The sequence below is a fragment of the Nocardiopsis sp. NPDC050513 genome (genome assembly GCF_044457925.1).
Classification (GTDB): domain Bacteria; phylum Actinomycetota; class Actinomycetes; order Streptosporangiales; family Streptosporangiaceae; genus Nocardiopsis.
On record NZ_JBITHK010000017.1, the window covers coordinates 21,856 to 38,448 of the forward strand.

The 16,593-nt window shown below is 73.3% G+C and carries 16 protein-coding genes; 7 read left to right on the top strand and 9 right to left on the bottom strand.

Features of this window, described 5'->3' with window-relative positions; translation table 11 throughout:
* Positions 1–360: 360 nt before the first annotated feature.
* A complete protein-coding gene (locus tag ACIBFB_RS24285; RefSeq protein ID WP_397233892.1) occupies positions 361–1,101 on the top strand; it encodes a Crp/Fnr family transcriptional regulator in 741 nt (246 codons plus the stop codon).
* A 117-nt stretch (positions 1,102–1,218) separates the two neighbouring features.
* Here the strand turns inward: ACIBFB_RS24285 and ACIBFB_RS24290 are convergent, their stop codons facing one another.
* Positions 1,219–1,713, bottom strand: a complete 495-nt coding sequence (locus tag ACIBFB_RS24290; protein WP_397233894.1) for a hypothetical protein — start codon at positions 1,711–1,713, stop codon at positions 1,219–1,221.
* 503 nt (positions 1,714–2,216) lie between these two features.
* Here ACIBFB_RS24290 and ACIBFB_RS24295 point away from each other — a divergent pair.
* The 4 genes from ACIBFB_RS24295 to ACIBFB_RS24310 all read left to right on the top strand — a co-directional run bounded on the left by ACIBFB_RS24295 (position 2,217) and on the right by ACIBFB_RS24310 (position 4,628).
* Positions 2,217–2,501 carry a hypothetical protein gene (locus tag ACIBFB_RS24295; protein ID WP_075925178.1) on the top strand — a complete coding sequence of 95 codons (285 nt, stop codon included), beginning with the start codon at positions 2,217–2,219 and terminating at the stop codon, positions 2,499–2,501.
* Between the two features lie 178 nt (positions 2,502–2,679).
* Positions 2,680–3,420 (top strand): Crp/Fnr family transcriptional regulator, encoded by a 741-nt coding sequence (locus tag ACIBFB_RS24300; RefSeq protein ID WP_397233897.1) that lies wholly within the window; start codon positions 2,680–2,682, stop codon positions 3,418–3,420.
* A gap of 260 nt (positions 3,421–3,680) precedes the next feature.
* Positions 3,681–3,929, top strand: coding sequence for a hypothetical protein (locus ACIBFB_RS24305; RefSeq protein ID WP_397233899.1), 249 nt, complete (start codon positions 3,681–3,683; stop codon positions 3,927–3,929).
* Positions 3,930–4,301: 372 nt separating this feature from the next.
* A complete protein-coding gene (locus tag ACIBFB_RS24310; protein WP_397233901.1) occupies positions 4,302–4,628 on the top strand; it encodes a hypothetical protein in 327 nt (108 codons plus the stop codon).
* Positions 4,629–4,716: 88 nt separating this feature from the next.
* On the opposite strand, the gene fdhD is transcribed toward ACIBFB_RS24310, so the two are convergent.
* Positions 4,717–5,550 (bottom strand): formate dehydrogenase accessory sulfurtransferase FdhD, encoded by an 834-nt coding sequence (gene fdhD, locus ACIBFB_RS24315; protein WP_397234062.1) that lies wholly within the window; start codon positions 5,548–5,550, stop codon positions 4,717–4,719.
* 127 nt (positions 5,551–5,677) lie between these two features.
* On the opposite strand from fdhD, the gene ACIBFB_RS24320 reads away from it, so the two are divergent.
* Positions 5,678–8,143 (top strand): SpoIIE family protein phosphatase, encoded by a 2,466-nt coding sequence (locus ACIBFB_RS24320; protein WP_397233903.1) that lies wholly within the window; start codon positions 5,678–5,680, stop codon positions 8,141–8,143.
* Positions 8,144–8,649: 506 nt separating this feature from the next.
* Positions 8,650–9,801 carry a S1 family peptidase gene (locus ACIBFB_RS24325; protein ID WP_397233905.1) on the top strand — a complete coding sequence of 384 codons (1,152 nt, stop codon included), beginning with the start codon at positions 8,650–8,652 and terminating at the stop codon, positions 9,799–9,801.
* 95 nt (positions 9,802–9,896) lie between these two features.
* On the opposite strand, the gene ACIBFB_RS24330 is transcribed toward ACIBFB_RS24325, so the two are convergent.
* The 7 genes from ACIBFB_RS24330 to ACIBFB_RS24360 form a co-directional block, all read right to left on the bottom strand.
* Positions 9,897–10,319, bottom strand: a complete 423-nt coding sequence (locus ACIBFB_RS24330) for a gamma-glutamylcyclotransferase family protein (protein WP_397233907.1) — start codon at positions 10,317–10,319, stop codon at positions 9,897–9,899.
* A gap of 64 nt (positions 10,320–10,383) precedes the next feature.
* Positions 10,384–11,199 (bottom strand): HAD family hydrolase, encoded by an 816-nt coding sequence (locus tag ACIBFB_RS24335; protein WP_397233909.1) that lies wholly within the window; start codon positions 11,197–11,199, stop codon positions 10,384–10,386.
* Positions 11,200–11,207: 8 nt separating this feature from the next.
* Complete coding sequence (locus tag ACIBFB_RS24340) at positions 11,208–12,149, bottom strand: STM4011 family radical SAM protein (RefSeq protein ID WP_397233911.1); 942 nt, start codon at positions 12,147–12,149, stop codon at positions 11,208–11,210.
* Positions 12,146–13,492, bottom strand: coding sequence for an STM4012 family radical SAM protein (locus ACIBFB_RS24345; protein ID WP_397233913.1), 1,347 nt, complete (start codon positions 13,490–13,492; stop codon positions 12,146–12,148). Before ACIBFB_RS24345 ends, ACIBFB_RS24340 begins: the two co-directional genes overlap by 4 nt.
* Positions 13,489–14,322: an STM4013/SEN3800 family hydrolase gene (locus ACIBFB_RS24350; protein WP_397234064.1), complete on the bottom strand. Its 834-nt coding sequence runs from the start codon at positions 14,320–14,322 to the stop codon at positions 13,489–13,491. Before ACIBFB_RS24350 ends, ACIBFB_RS24345 begins: the two co-directional genes overlap by 4 nt.
* Positions 14,323–14,357: 35 nt before the next feature.
* On the bottom strand, positions 14,358–15,488 hold the full coding sequence (locus tag ACIBFB_RS24355; protein WP_397233915.1) for an STM4014 family protein: 1,131 nt from the start codon (positions 15,486–15,488) through the stop codon (positions 14,358–14,360).
* Positions 15,485–16,561 (bottom strand): STM4015 family protein, encoded by a 1,077-nt coding sequence (locus tag ACIBFB_RS24360; RefSeq protein ID WP_397233917.1) that lies wholly within the window; start codon positions 16,559–16,561, stop codon positions 15,485–15,487. Before ACIBFB_RS24360 ends, ACIBFB_RS24355 begins: the two co-directional genes overlap by 4 nt.
* Positions 16,562–16,593 lie beyond the last annotated feature (32 nt).

Here is a 16,593-nt window from a genome sequence, read left to right on the forward strand (position 1 = left end):
CCGATCACGGAGTCCTCCCGGGCGGGTGCCCGCCCCCGTGCTCTAATCGCGATGGGGAGCGGTGGGGTGCTCCGGCGGCGGTCGGCGGTCCGAGGACCGCCCCGAGCGAACCCCGGGGCGCCCGACGCGAGCGGCGGTGCGCGACCATCGCGCCCGCGCCCCAGAGCGTGACAGTGCTCTGCGCGGAGTCCGGCGCGAGCGGCCGGGGCGGCGGAGGGCCCTCTCGGCCCACGCCGATCCCTCGGCGAACGTCCGTCCGACTTCTGCGCGTGGCTGCCTGGCCACACGAATCCACCGTCCGCCTCGTCCGTTCCCTGTGGGCGGGCGAGCACGAGTTCGGGTGAGGAGCCGTTGAAGAACATGCAGGCGACAGGTGCGGGACGTACCGACGAGTACCGGGTCGTAGCCCCCAGGGTGAGCGGCGAGACGGTGGACCCCGAGCGGTACCGTCTGGCCGAATGGGTCGTGTCGTGTCTGGAGAGCAGGGGAGCGGCCCGGCCGGGCCCCGCGGCGGTGGCCGCCCTGGCGGACCGGCTCACGACACGGCTCCTCAGCCGGGGGGAACTGGCCTTCCGGGAGGGCGACCGCGACGCGGGGGTCTGGATCGTCCGGTCCGGCCGCCTCGAACTCGCCGTCAAGGGGCGGGCGCGTCCTCTGATCGTGCAGATCCTCCGCCCCGGGGGCGTCGACGGGGACATCCAGAAACTGCTGGGCATGCCCTTCCCGTACCGGGCTCGCGCCCTGGAGGAGTCGGAGTGCCTGACCCTGGCGCCGCACGACTTCGAGGAGCTGCTGGGCGAGCACCCGGAGATGTCCCGCCTGTGGATGTCGACCATGGCGGAGCGGCTGTCCGAGTCCCACGACCGCATCGTGGGGATGCTCGGCCGCACGCTCACCCAGCAGAGCGCCCGGCTGCTCCTGGACGAGGCCAGCGGCGGCGTGGTCGACGTGCCCCAGCAGAAGCTCTCCGAGATGCTGGGCGTCTGCCGGCCCTCGCTGAACAAGGTGCTCAAGGAGCTGGAGGGGCACGGTCTCATCCGACTGCGCTACGGCGCCGTCGACATCCTCGACCCCTACGGGCTCGCCCAGAGGGCCGACTGACCGGTGCGGCCCCGGACCCGCCGACGCGGACCGCCGACCGCGTCCGGCGGGTCCGGGCATGCGGAAGGGGTGGGAACCGTACGGTCCCCACCCCGTGGCCCCGGTGTCCCGGAGGTGTTACACGGCGGCTTCCGAGGAGGCGTCCTCGGCCCGCTCCGAGCGGCGGCGCGTGATGTACATGACCACACCGCCGGTCAGGGCGATGGCACCGCCCACCAGCGCGAGGTCCTCGGACGGACCGGTGACGGCGAGCTCCTCGGGAGCCTCGCCCACCACCGCGCCGCCGCCGCCCCCTCCCACTCCGGGGCGAGGGCACGGACCGATGAAGGCACCGCCCGCGCCGGCTCCGTCACAGACCTCGTGGAACTCGCTGTCCTCGGTCTCGGAGTGCACGCCGCTGCCGTTGTCGTCGTGACGGGGACGGCCGCTGAGCGGACCCCCGCCGCGACCCTCCTCGGCTTCGGCGGGCGCCGCGCCCTCCGCGGGTGCTTCGTCGACGGTGTCGGCCGTGGCCACGCCGGCGACGGACAGCGAGCCGCCGATGAGAGCGGCCATCGCGACCCCGGGCCAGAATCTCTTGTCCAGAACAGCGCGTCGAACGAGTTCAGACATTTGCACTCCTATGGATTGGATGCAGGTAGTCGCAGCTTTTCGTAGATTCGTGGGTCATTAGGGGACCGGCACGCCGCCGGAAGCGCCGAAATGTGTCGCCCTTCCGACAGTTCTCGGCCCTCCGGTGCCGTGGAAACTGCGGAAATCTCTTGCCCTGCGGGCTTTCTGGTGCTCCGTTGACGACTGCATGGGTTCGCGGCGTGATCAACAACTGCGTCCCCCTTGCAGGCAAAATGCCGGAAATACTGTCGCTTCGGTAACAGATGAACCTGTATATGGGGAATTCTTGTGGTTACCTGGTGCGCGTTGCCGTCACACGGGGCCGTTCCCGACCCCGGACGGGCGGCGACCCGGACCCCGAACCGGGGGGACGGCGTCCCCACCGGTCGATGGACCGGGGCGGGAACCGCAGGACGAGGACACCCCTCAAGGGGGTACTCGGCGGAACTCGCCGGTGGCTCGGGCGGGCTCAGGGCCCGTCCGTCGCACAGGAGGGAACTTCCATGAAGGCGAAGACGATCGCACGCGTCCTGGTGGCCGGAGTCGCGGCCCCGATGTTGGCCCTCGGTGTCCCGTCGGTCGCCCTGGCCGGCAGCTTCTGGCACGGAGACGCCCAGTTCGCCGGTCCCTACGGCGCCGCTTCGCAGAGCATCACCGCCATCGCGGGCAACCACGGTGGTGGCTTCGGATTCGGCGGCGGTGGAGGCTTCGCGCTCTACAAGGCGAGTTCGTCCGTCGCCGGGCCGTTCGGCGCGTCCTCGCAGAACCTCTTCAGTTTCGCCAACTAGCTGGAAGCAAGGCGGGTGCCCCCCACGGGACCGCCCGCCTGCCGCAAGGAGGTCTCGTCCCCGTGGCGGGACCTCCGCCCTTGCGTGTGTCGCCGACGCACCTCCCCGGTGGCCACACGTTCGCGGTGCGGTTCGCGCTCGACCGCGGACGCGCCACGGGCTGGACGGAGGACGGAGTATGAACCCGAGGGTCACGCCGGCGAACTCCGAGCGCCGGTTGAACGGGGCCGAGAACACGGATCCGCGCATCCAGCAGGCGGCGTGGGTGGCACGCTGCGTGGGGCGGGGTTCGGCCGCACCTCTGACCCCCCGCGACCTGAACGCGCTCGCGACGTTCCTGCACCGGCAGTCGCTCTCCCGGGGAGCCGTCGCGTTCCGCGAGGGCGACCCCGCCTCCCGCGTCTGGATCGTCCGCTCCGGCCACGTGGAGCTGTCCGTGGGGGTCGGCGACGAACGCACGGTGATCGAGATCAGGCACGCGGGCGACGTCGACGGCGACATCCAGTTCCTGTTGGGCAAGCCGTTGCCCTACACGGGGCGCGCCACGGACGACGTGGAACTCCTGTACCTGCGCGTCGAGGACTTCGAACACCTCATGTCCGAGCACCGTGCGCTCGCCCGCCGCTGGCTGGCCAGCATCGCCGGACGGCTGGACGCCAGCCAGGGCAGGATCATGGAGCTGCTGGGCAAGACCCTGACCGAGCAGACCGCCCGCCTGCTGCTGGACGAGGCCTCCAGCTCGGTGGTCCCCCTGCCCCAGCGCACGCTGGCCGCGATGCTCGGCGTGCGCCGCCCCTCCCTCAACCGGGTGCTCAAGCGGCTGGAGCGGGAGGAGCTCATCGAGATGAGGTACGCGGCGATCGAGATCCTGGACGCCGAGGGGCTGTACAAGAAGGCACGCGGAGAACGGGGCCCCTGATTGGGTCACCGAGGAGACAATCGGACTGCGCGCACGGCGAGTGAGTGGTTGATTGGTTGATGGTTGCGATCGCGACTTCATGCGGTACGACAACGCGCGGAGACAGGCGTGAACGGAAGTGCCAGACGCTTCCGTCGACCCGCGGCCAGGCGCCTTGGCCGGGGCTCCGCGTTCCAACCAGAGCACAGGCAGGCCACCGCGGCGCGACCACCGCGGCGGGGTGGTGGGGGCGGTTCGCCCCGGTTGCAAGGGAGCAGACCATGCCGAAGCGCACTGTTCGCCGTGTGGCGGCCGCGCTTCTCGCGGCGCCCATGCTGGCGCTGGCGGCTCCGGCCGTCGCGTCGGCCGACATCTACGGCTACAGCTGGGGGCCCGGCTGGAGCTACGGCTACCCCGGCTACTACGGCGGTTGGGGCGGCTGGTACGGCGGCTCGTTCTTCTCGCAGAGCGGCAGCTTCGCCGGGCCCGGTGGCGCGGCGTCGTTCAACGTCTTCAGCTTCGCCCGGTAGGCGGAACTCCTAAGGAGGGACGACGCGGCACCGGCTCACCGGTCGCCGCGGCACGGACCCGCTCCCGAACGGGGGCGGGTCCTTCGTGTGCGCGGGCCAGGAGGAAACGCACCCGATTGGGTCACCGAGGAGACAGTCCACCAGCGGGGACGGCGGGTCAGTGGTTGAATAATGGACAGTTGCGATTGCGACTTCTTGCGGTACATCCAGACGTGGGGACAGGCGCGCACGGAGCGCCGGACGCCTCCGTGGACCACCGGCCGTGCGCCTCGGCCGGGCCCCGCGTTCCAAGCAGACCACAGCAGGCCACCGAGTCGTGGCTACCGCGACGGGGTGGCGGGGCGGTTCGCCCCGGTTGCAAGGGAGCAGACCATGCGCAGGCGCACTGTTCGCCGTATCGCCGCCGCGGTTCTCGCGGCACCCGTCCTCGCACTGGCGGCCCCGGCCGTCGCCTCCGCCGACCACCTGGACGGCCGGTACGGCCGCTACGGCCAGACGAGCGGCGCGTTCTGGTCCTACAACGAGAACTTCGCCGGCAGGGCCGGCGCGGGCAGCATGTCGATCGTGAGCCAGGCAGGCTTCGGCGGGTACCGAGGCGGCAACAGCAACTTCTACGGCGGCGCGCTCTTCTCGCAGAGCGGCAACTTCGCCGGACCGTCAGGAGCGGCCTCGTACGACATCTTCAGCTTCGCCCGGTAGGCGCCACACGAAGGAGGGACGTCGCGGCGTTCCGCCGGACGCCGCGAGAGGGGCCCGCTCCCGAACGGGGGCGGGCCCGGCCACGTCCTCAGCCCCCGTCCAGGAGGATCCGCCGCCGCCCCGTGTAGACGTTCATGGAGGAGCCGCGGAGGAAGCCGACGAGGGTCATCCCCGCCTCCGCGGCCAGGTCGACGGCCAGGGACGAGGGCGCCGAGACCGCGGCCAGGACCGGTACGCCCGCCATCCACGCCTTCTGCGCCAGCTCGAACGAGGCGCGCCCCGAGACCATGAGCACCGTCCCCCGCAGCGGCAGCCGGTCCGCGTGCAGCGCCCATCCCACCAGTTTGTCCACCGCGTTGTGGCGGCCCACGTCCTCGCGCACGGCGAGCGGTTCGCCCTCGGCGGTGAACAGTCCGGCGGCGTGCAGCCCGCCGGTGCGCTCGAAGACCCGCTGGGCGGAGCGCAGCCGCTCGGGGAGCCGCGCCAGCGTGTCCGCGTCCACGCGCAGCCCGTCGTCGGCCACCGGCCACCGGGCCTTCGTGCGCACGGCGTCCAGGCTCGCCTTGCCGCACAGACCGCAGGAGGACGTCGTGTAGAAGTTGCGTTCCAGGGAGGTGTCCGGGTGCGGGACCCCGGGCGCCAGGGACACGTCGAGCACGTTGTAGGTGTTCACCCCGTCCTCGGTGGCCCCCGCGCAGTACCGGATCGCGGCCACCTCCTCCCGGGCGGCGACCACGCCCTCGCTGACCAGGAATCCGGCCGCGAGGTCGAAGTCGTGTCCGGGTGTGCGCATGGTGACGCTCAGCGGGGCGCCGTCCAGCCGGATCTCCAGGGGCTCCTCCGCGACGAGCGTGTCCACCCGTTCGCTGACGGCGCCGTCCCTGATCCGCAGGACTCGCTCCCTGACCGTGACCCGCCCCATCTGCCCCACCGCCTCCGTCGACCGTTCACACACAGGGTTCCATGGATCGGCGGGGCGTCGTGCCAGAGGTCTTGGACCCAGGGTGATCCGGGAATGATGGGGGCATAGGGGTTGGTGGTGAGCGAGCATGCCGAGGCCGGGCCCCGGGGCGACCTCCGGTCCACAAGGGCCGCACGGCGCGCCGGAACACGCTGGCGCCGCGAGCGACACGGCGGCGGTCATCGACGAGTCCGGCACCGTGCTCGGCTGGACCCGCGGCGCGCAGGAACTCCTCGGGTACCCGCCCGCCGAGGTGGTCGGCCGGTCCGCCGTCCGCCTGCTCGCGGAGTCGGAGGACCCGGACCCCGCCCGCACGGCGCGTATCGCCGACCGGTGCCGGTCGGGCAGCAGCTGGCAGGGCAGGGTCGGACTCCAGCACAGGGACGGTCGGCCGATCGAGGTGGACCTGAGGGTCTCCGCCGCCTTCGACCTGGACGGACGGCGGTGCTTCCTGGCCTGCGGAAGGGAGCACACGCCGGGGTGGGCGGTCAGTGAGTCCGTGCTGGACGGCTTCCTCACCCGCTCGCCGATCGGCATGGCCGTGGTCGACCGGGAGCTGCGCTTCACCTGGGTGAACGACACCCTGGAGCGGTTCGGCGGGGTGCCGAGGGACGAGCGCCTGGGCCGACGGCTGGGGGAGATCCTCCCCGGACTGCGCGCGGAGGCGATCGAGGGCGTCATGAGGAACGTCCTGGAGTCCGGCGACCCCGTCATCGACCACGAGTACCAGGGTTGGAGCTGGGCGGACCCGTTCCGCCCGCACGCCTACTCCTCCTCGTTCTTCCCCCTGATCGACGCGAAGGGCGCCACCACCGGTGTGTGCTACATGGTCATGGACGTCACCGAGCGGTGGAACGCCCAGCACCGCCTCAACCTGCTCAACGAGGCGGGCACCCGGATCGGCAGCACCCTGGACGTGTCGCGGACGGCGCAGGAACTCGCCGACTTCGCGGTGCCGCGCTTCGCCGACTTCGTCGTCGTCGACCTCCTGGAGCCGGTGCTCGGCACGGAGGAACCGCCGCCCTGGCCGCCCGGCGCCAAACCCGTGATGTGCCGGGCGGGCCTGAGCTCGATCCGGGAGGGCTGCCCGGAGGCGGTCGCCAGACGCGGGGACCGGGTGGACTTCGTGCCGCCTCCGCACGACGCCCGCTACCTGGTCGAGGGCGACGCGGTCCTGATCCCGGTCCTCGACCCCGACGACGACGTCTGGGCGGTGGAGCACCCGTCCCGGGTGGCGTCCATGCGGGAGTTCGGGCTGCACTCCCTCATCTCCGTGCCCATGCGTGCGCGCGACACCGTGTTGGGCCTGGCCACCTTCGTCCGGTCCGAGAACCTGACCTCCTTCGAGCCCGACGACCTGCTGCTGGCCAAGGAGCTGGTGAGCCGGGCGGCCGTGTGCGTGGACAACGCCCGCCGCTACTCGCGTGAGCACGCCATCGCGCTGGCGCTCCAGCACACCCTGCTCCCGCAGGTGCTGGCCAGGGGGACCGTGCTGGAGACGGCCTCCTCCTACCTGCCGTCGGACACCAAGGACGGGGTCGGCGGCGACTGGTTCGACGCCATCCCGCTGTCCGGGGCCCGGGTGGCCCTGGTCGTGGGCGACGTGGTCGGGCACGGCCTCACCGCCGCCGCGACGATGGGCCGCCTGCGGACCGCGGTGCACACGCTCGCGGACATGGACCTGCCCCCCGACGAGCTGCTGGCCCACCTCGACGACCTGGTGATCAGCCTGGTCGAGGAGGACCCGGAGGACGAGACGACGGCCACCGCCATGACGGGCGCCACGTGTCTGTACGCCGTCTTCGACCCCGTCACCCAGCGCTGCGCGATGGCGCGCGCCGGGCACCCGCCGCCGGTGGTGGTCCGGCCCGACGCCAGCGTGTACTTTCCCGACCTGCCCGCCGGGCCGCCCCTCGGTCTGGGCGGACTGCCCTTCGAGACGGCCGAGGTGGAGCTGCCGGAGGGCAGTCTGCTCGGCCTGTACACCGACGGCCTCATCCGCTTCGACGGTCAGGACCCCGAGTCGGGTATGACCCGTCTCGGCCGCGCCCTGGCCCGACCGGGGGTCCCGATCGACGAGCTGTGCGCGAGCACGGTCCGGGGACTGCTCCCGGGCGCCCACACCGACGACGCCGCGCTGCTGCTCGCCCGGACGCACGCCCTGGGCGCGGACCGGATCGCCTCGTTGGAGGTGCCGTCCGACCCGGCCGCGGTGGCGGACGTCCGGGCGTGGGCGACCCGGCGGCTGCACGCGTGGGGACTGGACGAACTCGCGCTCACGACCGAGTTGGTCGTCAGCGAGCTGGTCACCAACGCCATCCGCTACGCGACGGGGCCGATCCGGCTGAGGCTGCTGCGCCAGGCGGGGCTGATCTGCGAGGTCTACGACGCCAGCAGCACCTCGCCCCGCATGCGGCACGCCCGCACCACGGACGAGGGCGGGCGCGGTCTCTTCCTGGTCGCCCAGCTCACCCACCGGTGGGGCACGCGGTACACCGGGGAGGGGAAGATCATCTGGGCCGAACAGCACCTCCCGGTCACCGCCGACGCCTGACACCCCGGGGCGGCGGAGCCGGGCCGGTGACTCTTCGCGCTCGCACGCGTGTTCGCGCAGCGCAACGGGCAGCGGTCCGACGCGTGCGCGTACGGAGTTCCTCCTGGTCCTGACTTCCCCAAGGGGTCGGATGACAGGGCTTCTGGCGGGCGACATGGTTGCGGAGAGTCGCGAGCGGTTGGCCGGATCAGGCCAGCCGACCTCCCTCGCGCATCGCGCCGACACCTGCTAGCGGTGTCCGCCCGCGGCCGTGTGCGCGCGCGGTTTCCGCGATTCCCGTCGTTCGCGCCGACGGCGCCCGTTGTTCCGGCCGTATCTGTAAGCACTCCTTCCGAATTCGCTGCGTATTCGCACCATTGCCCTCTCCCCGCACGTGCCCTACTTTTTCCCCAGTTCGCCACCGAGTGGACACTTTGCCGCCCACTCGGTGACAACACGGGCGAACCGTTCACCCCCACGGGCGCGCGGCGCGCTACTGCCTAGTACCCCTCTGAAAGGGCAGACCCTTGACCAGACATCCCGTTGCCCGCTCCATCGGGACCACCACCCTCTCCCTCGCCCTCGTCCTCGCGGGGACCGGCCTGGCATCGGCCGAGACCCCGACCGCGGACATCTCCCCCGAACAGATGGCGGCCATGCGCGCGGCCTTCGGGCTCAGTGAGTCCGGGGTCGGCGACCTCATCGCGGCCCAGGAGGACGCCGCCGAGACCGAGGCCGAACTCCGCGAGGACCTCGGCGACGCCTTCGGCGGCGCGGTCTTCGACATCGACACCCTCGACCTGACCGTCCAGGTCACCGACTCCTCCGCGTCCGACGCCGTGCGCGACGCCGGGGCCGTGCCCGAGCTCGTCGACAACGGCGAGGCCGAACTGGCCGACGTCGTCGAGGCTCTGGACGCCGTCGCCGGCGGGGCCCCGGCCACCGTCCACGGCTGGTACGCCGACCCCGTCAGGGACGCGGTCGTCATCGAGGCCGCCCCGGGCCACGAGGCCGAGGCGCGGACGCTCGCCGAACGGGCCGGGGTCGAGGTGGACACCGTCGTCGAGGAGAGCGCCGGGACGCCGCGGACCTACGCCGACATCGTCGGCGGCAATCCCTACTACTTCCAGGAGGGCGGGGGCTGGTACGTGTGCTCCGTCGGCTTCGGGGTCGTCGGCGGCTACGTGACCGCCGGCCACTGCGGCGCCGAGGGCAGCGACACCTGGCTGGACGTGCCCGGCACGCAGCGGATCGGCACGGTCGCCGGCTCGGTCTTCCCCACCAGCGACATGGCCTGGGTCGAGGTGACGGACTCGGACTTCGTCCCGACCGCCGAGGTCAACGACTACGAGGGCGGCACCGTGACCGTCACCGGGTCGACGGAGGCCCCCGTGGGCGCGTCCGTCTGCCGGTCGGGCCAGACCACCGGCTGGCACTGCGGCGTCATCCAGGCCAAGAACCAGACCGTCCGCTACTCGGGCAACGAGCGCGTCCGGGGTCTGACCCGCACGACCGCCTGCGCCGAGGGCGGCGACTCCGGCGGCTCCTGGCTGGCGGGCACCGAGGCCCAGGGCGTGACCTCCGGCGGCTCCGGCAACTGCACGTTCGGCGGCACGACCTACTTCCAGCCGCTCAACCCGATCCTGGAGCGGTGGGACCTGACCCTGCTCACGGGCTGACCCCCTGACCGGTCCCCGCTGCTTCCGGGGGCCGCGGTGCGGGCGCCGACCTTTCCTGGCTGGTCGGCGCCCGCTCGCCCGCGTTCGGCTCCCGGTCAGCCGGTGAGTTCGGCCCGCAGGGCGGCGCACCCCTCGACGTAGGCGGCCAGGTGCTCGGCGGCGAAGGCGTCCGCGTCCCAGTCCTCCGGTGACACGGCGGTCGAGGCCGCGGCCACGTAGGCCCACCCCGTGCGGCCGTCGGCCAGCTCCAGGGGGCGCAGTTCGTACCAGTCGTCCTCGTAGACGTCGATGATCCGCCGCTCGGACTCCGACAGCCCGGAGACGAGCCGGCCCTGGGCGGTGTCCGTGCCCGGGACCAGCACCGGGAAGGGACGTCCGGGCAGCGCGGCCGCCCGCCAGCCGGGAGCGGCGGCGGGCTCGGCGTCCGGGACCCGGCCGAGGAGGGCGTCGAGGATCTCCGGGAACAGGAGCGTGCCGTAGACGAACAGCGGCTGGCGCCGCTCGGAGAGTCGGTGCATACCAGCGGATCATAGGAGGGGCGGCCCGGCGCCGGGCCGCCGGTGCCGCCCGGCGCCGCTCCCCTCACCGGAGCCCGGCGAGGATCCCCTCCACGACCCGGGCCACCCCGTCCTCCTGGTGGGACGGCGCCACGCCGAGCCCCAGCGCGGGATCGAGCAGGTCGGGGTGCCCGTTGGCCATCGCGTACCCGTGGCCGGCCCACGTCAGCGCGGACAGGTCGTTGGGCATGTCGCCGAAGAACGCGACCTCCTCGGCGGGCACGTTCCAGGCGCCGCACAGCTCGGCGAGCGCGTTGCCCTTGGTCACGCCCGGGGCGCTCATCTCCAGCAGGCGGCTGCCGCCCGAGTAGGTGACCTCGGCCAGCGCGCCGATCGCGGTCTGGATCTCCGCCCGCATGGAGTGCAGGGGCGTCTCGGCGGCCCGGGCGAGCAGCTTGGCGACCGGCGCCGCGCGTTCGACCACCTCCTCGGGGGAGCCGACGAGGGTGCTCCACGGCGCCTCGGCGGCCCACTCCGACACTTCGAAGGAGGGTTCGTAGACGAGGCCGTCGCCGGTCTCCACGGCGAAGCCGACGTCGGGCACGGCCGCGAGCAGCTTCGCGACCACGGTTCCGGCGGCGTCCCGGTCCAGGGCGCGCACGCGGGTCCCGGACTGGCCGGGCAGACGGGTGAAGGCGCCGTTGCCGCAGATCACGGCCGAGCACGCGAGCCGGTCGGTGATCATCCAGGTGGCCGCGGGCGGACGGGCCGTCACGACGACCACCCTCAGACCGGCGGCGTCGGCGGCGGACAGGACGTCGATGGTGCGGGCGGAGAGGGAGCCGTCGGGGCGGAGGAGGGTGCCGTCGAGATCGGTCGCGATGACCCGGGGAGAGACCATGGGCAGGATTATTCCCGCCCCCGCTGACCGTTTCGACCGGTTTCTGCGTTGACCGGGGTCAGCGGCAGGGGGGTGCGCACCGCAGCGGGGACGCGTTCGACCACCCCGCCCCGGAACACGTCGTACAGGTCGAGGGTCTCCAGGTGGACGTAGCCGATGTGGCAGTCGCAGCTGCTCCTCGGGCAGGGGCGGCGGCCGAGCCGGTCGGCGAACGACCCGTCGTAGAGGTTGCCCATCGGCGCGTCCACGAAGTGGCAGCGGCGCACGTTCCCGTCCCCGTCCACGGACAGCACGGAGTCGCCGGTGCGGCAGGGGAGTCCGAGGCTCGTGTGGGGTGTGCGGCTGTAGTGGAAGTGCGGGTCGAGGTCCTGCCACGCGGCGGCCTCGGCGTCGCCGTAGGTCCGGCCCTCGGCCGCGTTCACCCACAGGTACACATCCTCGGGCAGCTCGGCGCGCATCCGCCGCGCCGCCGCCAGGTGCTCGGGCTCGCCGACCACGCCCACGCTGAACCGCACGCCGAGGTCGACCAGGCGGCGGGCCTTGGCGGCGAACCGCTCGTGGCTCACCTGACCGGGGTGGTAGGTGGTCCACAGCGCCGCGGTGGTCAGGTCGCAGTCGGCGAGCCACTCGACGCGCCCGCTCAGGTTGGTCTGGATCGCCACCCGGTCCACGTGCGGCAGGCGGCTGAGCCGACGGATCGCCGTGCGGTACCAGGAGCGCACGAGCCCCTCGCCCCACGGGGTGAACAGCACCGAGACGCGCGTGTCCGGGTGCGCCGCAGGGTCCGCCACCCAGTCGGTGAAGCGCTCCAGGGCCGCCCGGTCCGCGCGCAGCGTCCCGGGGTCGTCGCGCCGCTTGGCGAAGGGGCAGTACGGGCAGTCGTAGTCGCAGCTGGCCAGGGGTCCCCGGTACAGCAGCGTCAGACGCGGAGGAAGGACGCGGGTGCTCATCGGGCCTCGTACCCGGCCATGAGCGCGGCCACGGCCGCGGAGAAGAACAGGGGGCCGACCGCGTCGGAGTGCGCGAGGCCCTCCTCGGTCAGGCGCACGCGGTCCGCGCCGGGAGCGGAGGCCAGCCAGCCCCGGGCGGTGAGCGCGGCGAACTCGGCGGGGAAGTCCGCCTCCGGGTGGGAGCCGAAGCGCGCGGCGTAGGCGGCGGCGTCCATCCCCTCCACCCGCAGCAGGGACTGGAGCAGGTGGCGGCGGCGCCGTTCCCCGCCGTCCAGGTGGACGCCGACCTCGGCGCGGCCGAACCCGGCGGCGTCGCGCTCCGCGTAGTCGGCGATGATCGACCGGACCTGCCCGATCCCCACCGCGTAGTCGAACGAGTAGTGGGTCGCGGAGGTGTAGGACCGGGCGCCGCAGCCCAGCCCCACCATGCCGTCGGTCTGGCAGCAGTGGTCCGGCCCCGTCGCCTCCGGCGCGTCCGCGCGGCGGAACATCCGCATGGACACCTGCTGGTAGCCCCGCTCGCGCAGGTGGTCGCGGCCCTGCCGGTACAGAGCCAGGCGGTGGTCGTCCCACGCGCGGGCGCGGCGGCCCAGACCGGTGAGCGGCCGCACGTAGAGCGGGTAGAGGTAGACCTCCTCGGGCTCCCACTCCAGCGCGGTGTCCAGCGAGTACGTCCAGGTCCGGGCGGTCTGCCGGTCGATGCCGTAGATCAGGTCCACGTTGAGGCCGGCCGTGGTGGCCGCCCGGATCGCCGCCAGGGCCCGGTCCACCTCGGCGCGCCTCTGCGGGCGTCCGGCCGCGTGCGCCTCGGCGTCGACGAAGCTCTGGACCCCCATGCTGATCCGGGTCGCGCCGCGCTCGGCCAGGACGGCGAGCCGGTCGGGGGTGGCGGTGGCGGGCGAGGTCTCCACCGAGACCGGGAGGGCCGACAGGTCCACGCCGAACGCGCGCTCGGTCAGGTCGTAGACCCGGGTGAGCTCCTCGGCGGTCAGGTAGGTGGGCGTGCCCCCGCCCAGCGCCGCCCTCGCGAAGGCGGCGCCCTCCGGCAGCGCGGCGGCCACGGCGTCGGCCTGCCGCTCCATGGCGTCCAGGTAGGCGGTGACCTGCTCGGCCGGGGGCGTGGACCGGGTGAACAGGTTGCAGAACCCGCAGCGCATCTCGCAGAAGGGGATGTGCGCGTACAGGGACAGGGCGCTCACGTCCTCGTCGCGCCACAGGTCGGCCAGGAGCGGTGGGGCGGCGAAGGGCCGGTAGGCGCTCTTGTGCGGGTAGGCGTACACGTACGACTGGTAGGGGGAGTCCGCGCGCACCGGTTCCGGGCGCGGTGTGAGGGCGGTGGTCACGGCTGTGCCTCCTCGGCGTCGAGGGTGGTCCCCTGGGGCAGGACGGCGTGGGCGTAGGGGACGGTCCACACGGTCTCGTGGCCGATCCGGTGGCCGGTGTGGCCGTCCTCGCCGTAGGCCGTGCCGTGGTCGGAGCACACGATCGCGAAGCACGGGCGGCGCGCGGTCATCGCGGCCACCAGCGGCGGCAGGTGGCGGTCGACGTACTCCAGCGCGGCGGCGTGGCTCTGGCGCGTGTCGCCGTCCGCGCGGGTGGCCCCGGGCAGGTGGAACCAGTTGGGCTGGTGCAGCGCGGCCACGTTGAGCAGGAGGAAGAGCGGCTGGTCGGCGGGGCGGGCGGCGGCGATCCCGGCCGCTCGGGCCACCTGGTTCTCGAAGGAGCGGGGGTCGGTGACGCCGAACGACTCCTCCCAGTGGCTCTCGGCGAACAGGTCGGGCAGCACCGACCCGAGGGCCGACCGGCGGTTGAAGAACCCCGTGCCCCCGACACAGGCCGTGTGGTAGCCGGCTGCGGCCAGACCGCTGGCCAGATCGGCGGTCTCGAAGGTCCAGGTGTGCGGCGCGGTGGTGGCGCTGCCGGGGAAGGCGGCGGCGAACAGGCGCGGGTGGGGCCCGGGTTCGGCGGGGGTGGGCAGGAACCCGGCGAGCATCGCCAGGTGGGAGGCGTACGTGAAGCTCGCGGGGGCGTGGCGGCGCTCCCACCGGCCGCCCGGCAGCAGGCGGGACAGGTGGGGGGTGCGGCCCGCCTCGGCCAGTTCGGCGGCCACGTCGTGGCGCAGGGTGTCGAGGGTGAGCAGGAGGATGTCGTGCGTGCCCACGACGGCGTTCATGTCGGGGTTGTCGGGCGGTGCGGTGCTGGTGGTGCTCATGCGGCTTTCGGGGATGTCTGGCGGGCGGGGACGGGGAACCGGCCGGTGGCCAGGGCGTGCAGCTGTTCGCCGTAGGTGTCGCGGCCCTCGTGCAGGACGCCGGGGATGAGGTCGCCGAAGGCGTTGACCTCGCACACCGTGAACGTGCGCCACCCGGGGGAGGCGATCAGGTCCACCCCGGCGTGCAGGGTACGCGGGAAGCGCGCGGCGGCCGCCTCGGCGGTGGCCATGGCCGCGCCCCACGCGCCGGGCCCGACCTCCTCCCGCAGCGCGTCCAGGTCCCCCCGGGCGTTGCCGAGATGGAGGTTGGTCATGGGCGAGGTGGAGGAGCGCACGACGGTGTGGGTGGCCCGCCCCGCGACCACCACCACGCGCAGGTCGATGGTCCGCCCCGCGAAACCCGCCTTGGGCACCCAGCGTTCGACGTGCAGACCGTCGGGGGCCAGGGCGTCCACGACCGCGGCGACGTCCTCCTCGGTGGTGTACGTGCGCATCCTGAGGCTGTTGAACAGGGCGGTCGTGCCGTCCTCTCGGACGACCAGGTGCGCCGAGGTCACCGCGCGGATCCGCCCGCCGGGAGCGGTGGCCAGCGCGATGACGCCCGACGCCGAGGATCCGTGCCTGGGTTTGACGAACACCCTGCGCCAGCCCGCCCCGTCCATCGCCGCGCGCAGCGACGCGTAGTCGGCCGCCCCGCCGGGGAGCGCCGGGGCCACCGGCACGCGGCCCTCGGCGAGGCGGGCGTGGCAGCGCCGCTTGTCGCACATGACGACGAGGTCCTCGGGCTCCTGCACCAGGCGGGCGCCCGGGGTGTCGGCCACGGCCCGGGCGAGGCGGGCGAGCGCGGCACGGAACCCGGCGTGGTGGTCGCCGGTGCCCTCCGCCCGGTAGGGGTCGGGGTCGTGCGTCCACCCGCGCAGGAGGCGTTCGGTCTCGACGTCGCCGCCGGGGGAGTCCACCCTGACCAGGGCGTCCGCGGGCAGGGAGACCGGCCCCGAGGCGAGGTCGCGCCAGGGGACGACCACGGGTTCGGGCAGGTCGGCGGAGCGGGCGGCGGCCCGGAACAGGTCGAGGCGGCGGTTGCCGGGCACGCCCACCACGACCAGGGGCCGGTCCTGGAGGCTCACTCGGCGACCGCGGGGTAGTAGTGGAACTCGTCGCCCCAGTCGTCCGGCTCCTGGGGGTCGGACAGGTCCACCTCCACACCCGCCTCGCCGAACGCGGCGCGCACGCGCTCGACGCTGTCCTCCGACAGGTAGTGGCGGTGCAGGTCGAGTCGCTTCAGGCTCCGCAGGGCGGGGGCGTCCACGAGGGCGTCGACGTCCTCGTCCCGCAGGGTGCCCAGGGAGAGGTCGAGGGCCTCCAGGCGCGCAGTGACGGGAGCGTCGGCCAGCGCGCGCACCCACGTACCGGTCGCGTCGGAGTTGCGCAGGCCCAGTGAGCGGAGCTTCGGGAACGCCTCGCCGGTCAGGACCGGCGCCAGGTCGTCCGGCGTGCTCCCGCCCTCGTACTCCTCGGCTCCGAGCCACAGCTCCAGGTGCTCCAGCTCGGGCATCGGGGAGGCGCACACGTCCCGGACGACCTCGGGGCGCAGCCCGCCGCTCTGGACGGTGAACCGGCGCAGGGACGGGTGCCCGTCGTCCAGGCGCAGCCCGAGCGGGCCGCTGCCCCCGCGCACGGTGAACTCGGTCAGCTGCGGAAGAGCCGTGAGCAGCGGGGCGAGGTCGCAGTGCTCGATCCAGGAGATCTCCTGCTCGCTCTGGAGGACCTCCCCGAAGAACAGGGCCCGGAGGCCGGTCAGCTTCGGCGCCAGCTCCAGGAGGCGGTCACGGCTCTCCTGCGAACGGAACTGGTAGTCGTCGTCGGAGATGTTGCCGACGATGAGCGCGCGGACGGCCTCCGGCGGCACCAGGTCGAGGAACCGCCTCAGGTAGGCGTCCAGCTCCTCCCAGGGCTCCTCATGGCCTGAGTAGTCGCGCCGGTAGGGCGGAAGCTCGGTGCGCAACCGCCAGGCCACGGACGCGGGCGCGGCGACCGCCTCGAACAGCGGCCGGTAGGACGGCGGCAGGTCGGCGTGCGGCTCGTTCCGGTTCCGGGCCCAGGACATGGCCGTCGTGAAGTCCCTGCGGATGGCCTCCCAGCTGGTGAACTCGGCCACGGGAAGTCCCGCGAACTCGGTGATGTGCTCGCTGTTGGGCATGGGGCGACTCCAGGGGAGAGGAGGTGGGCGGG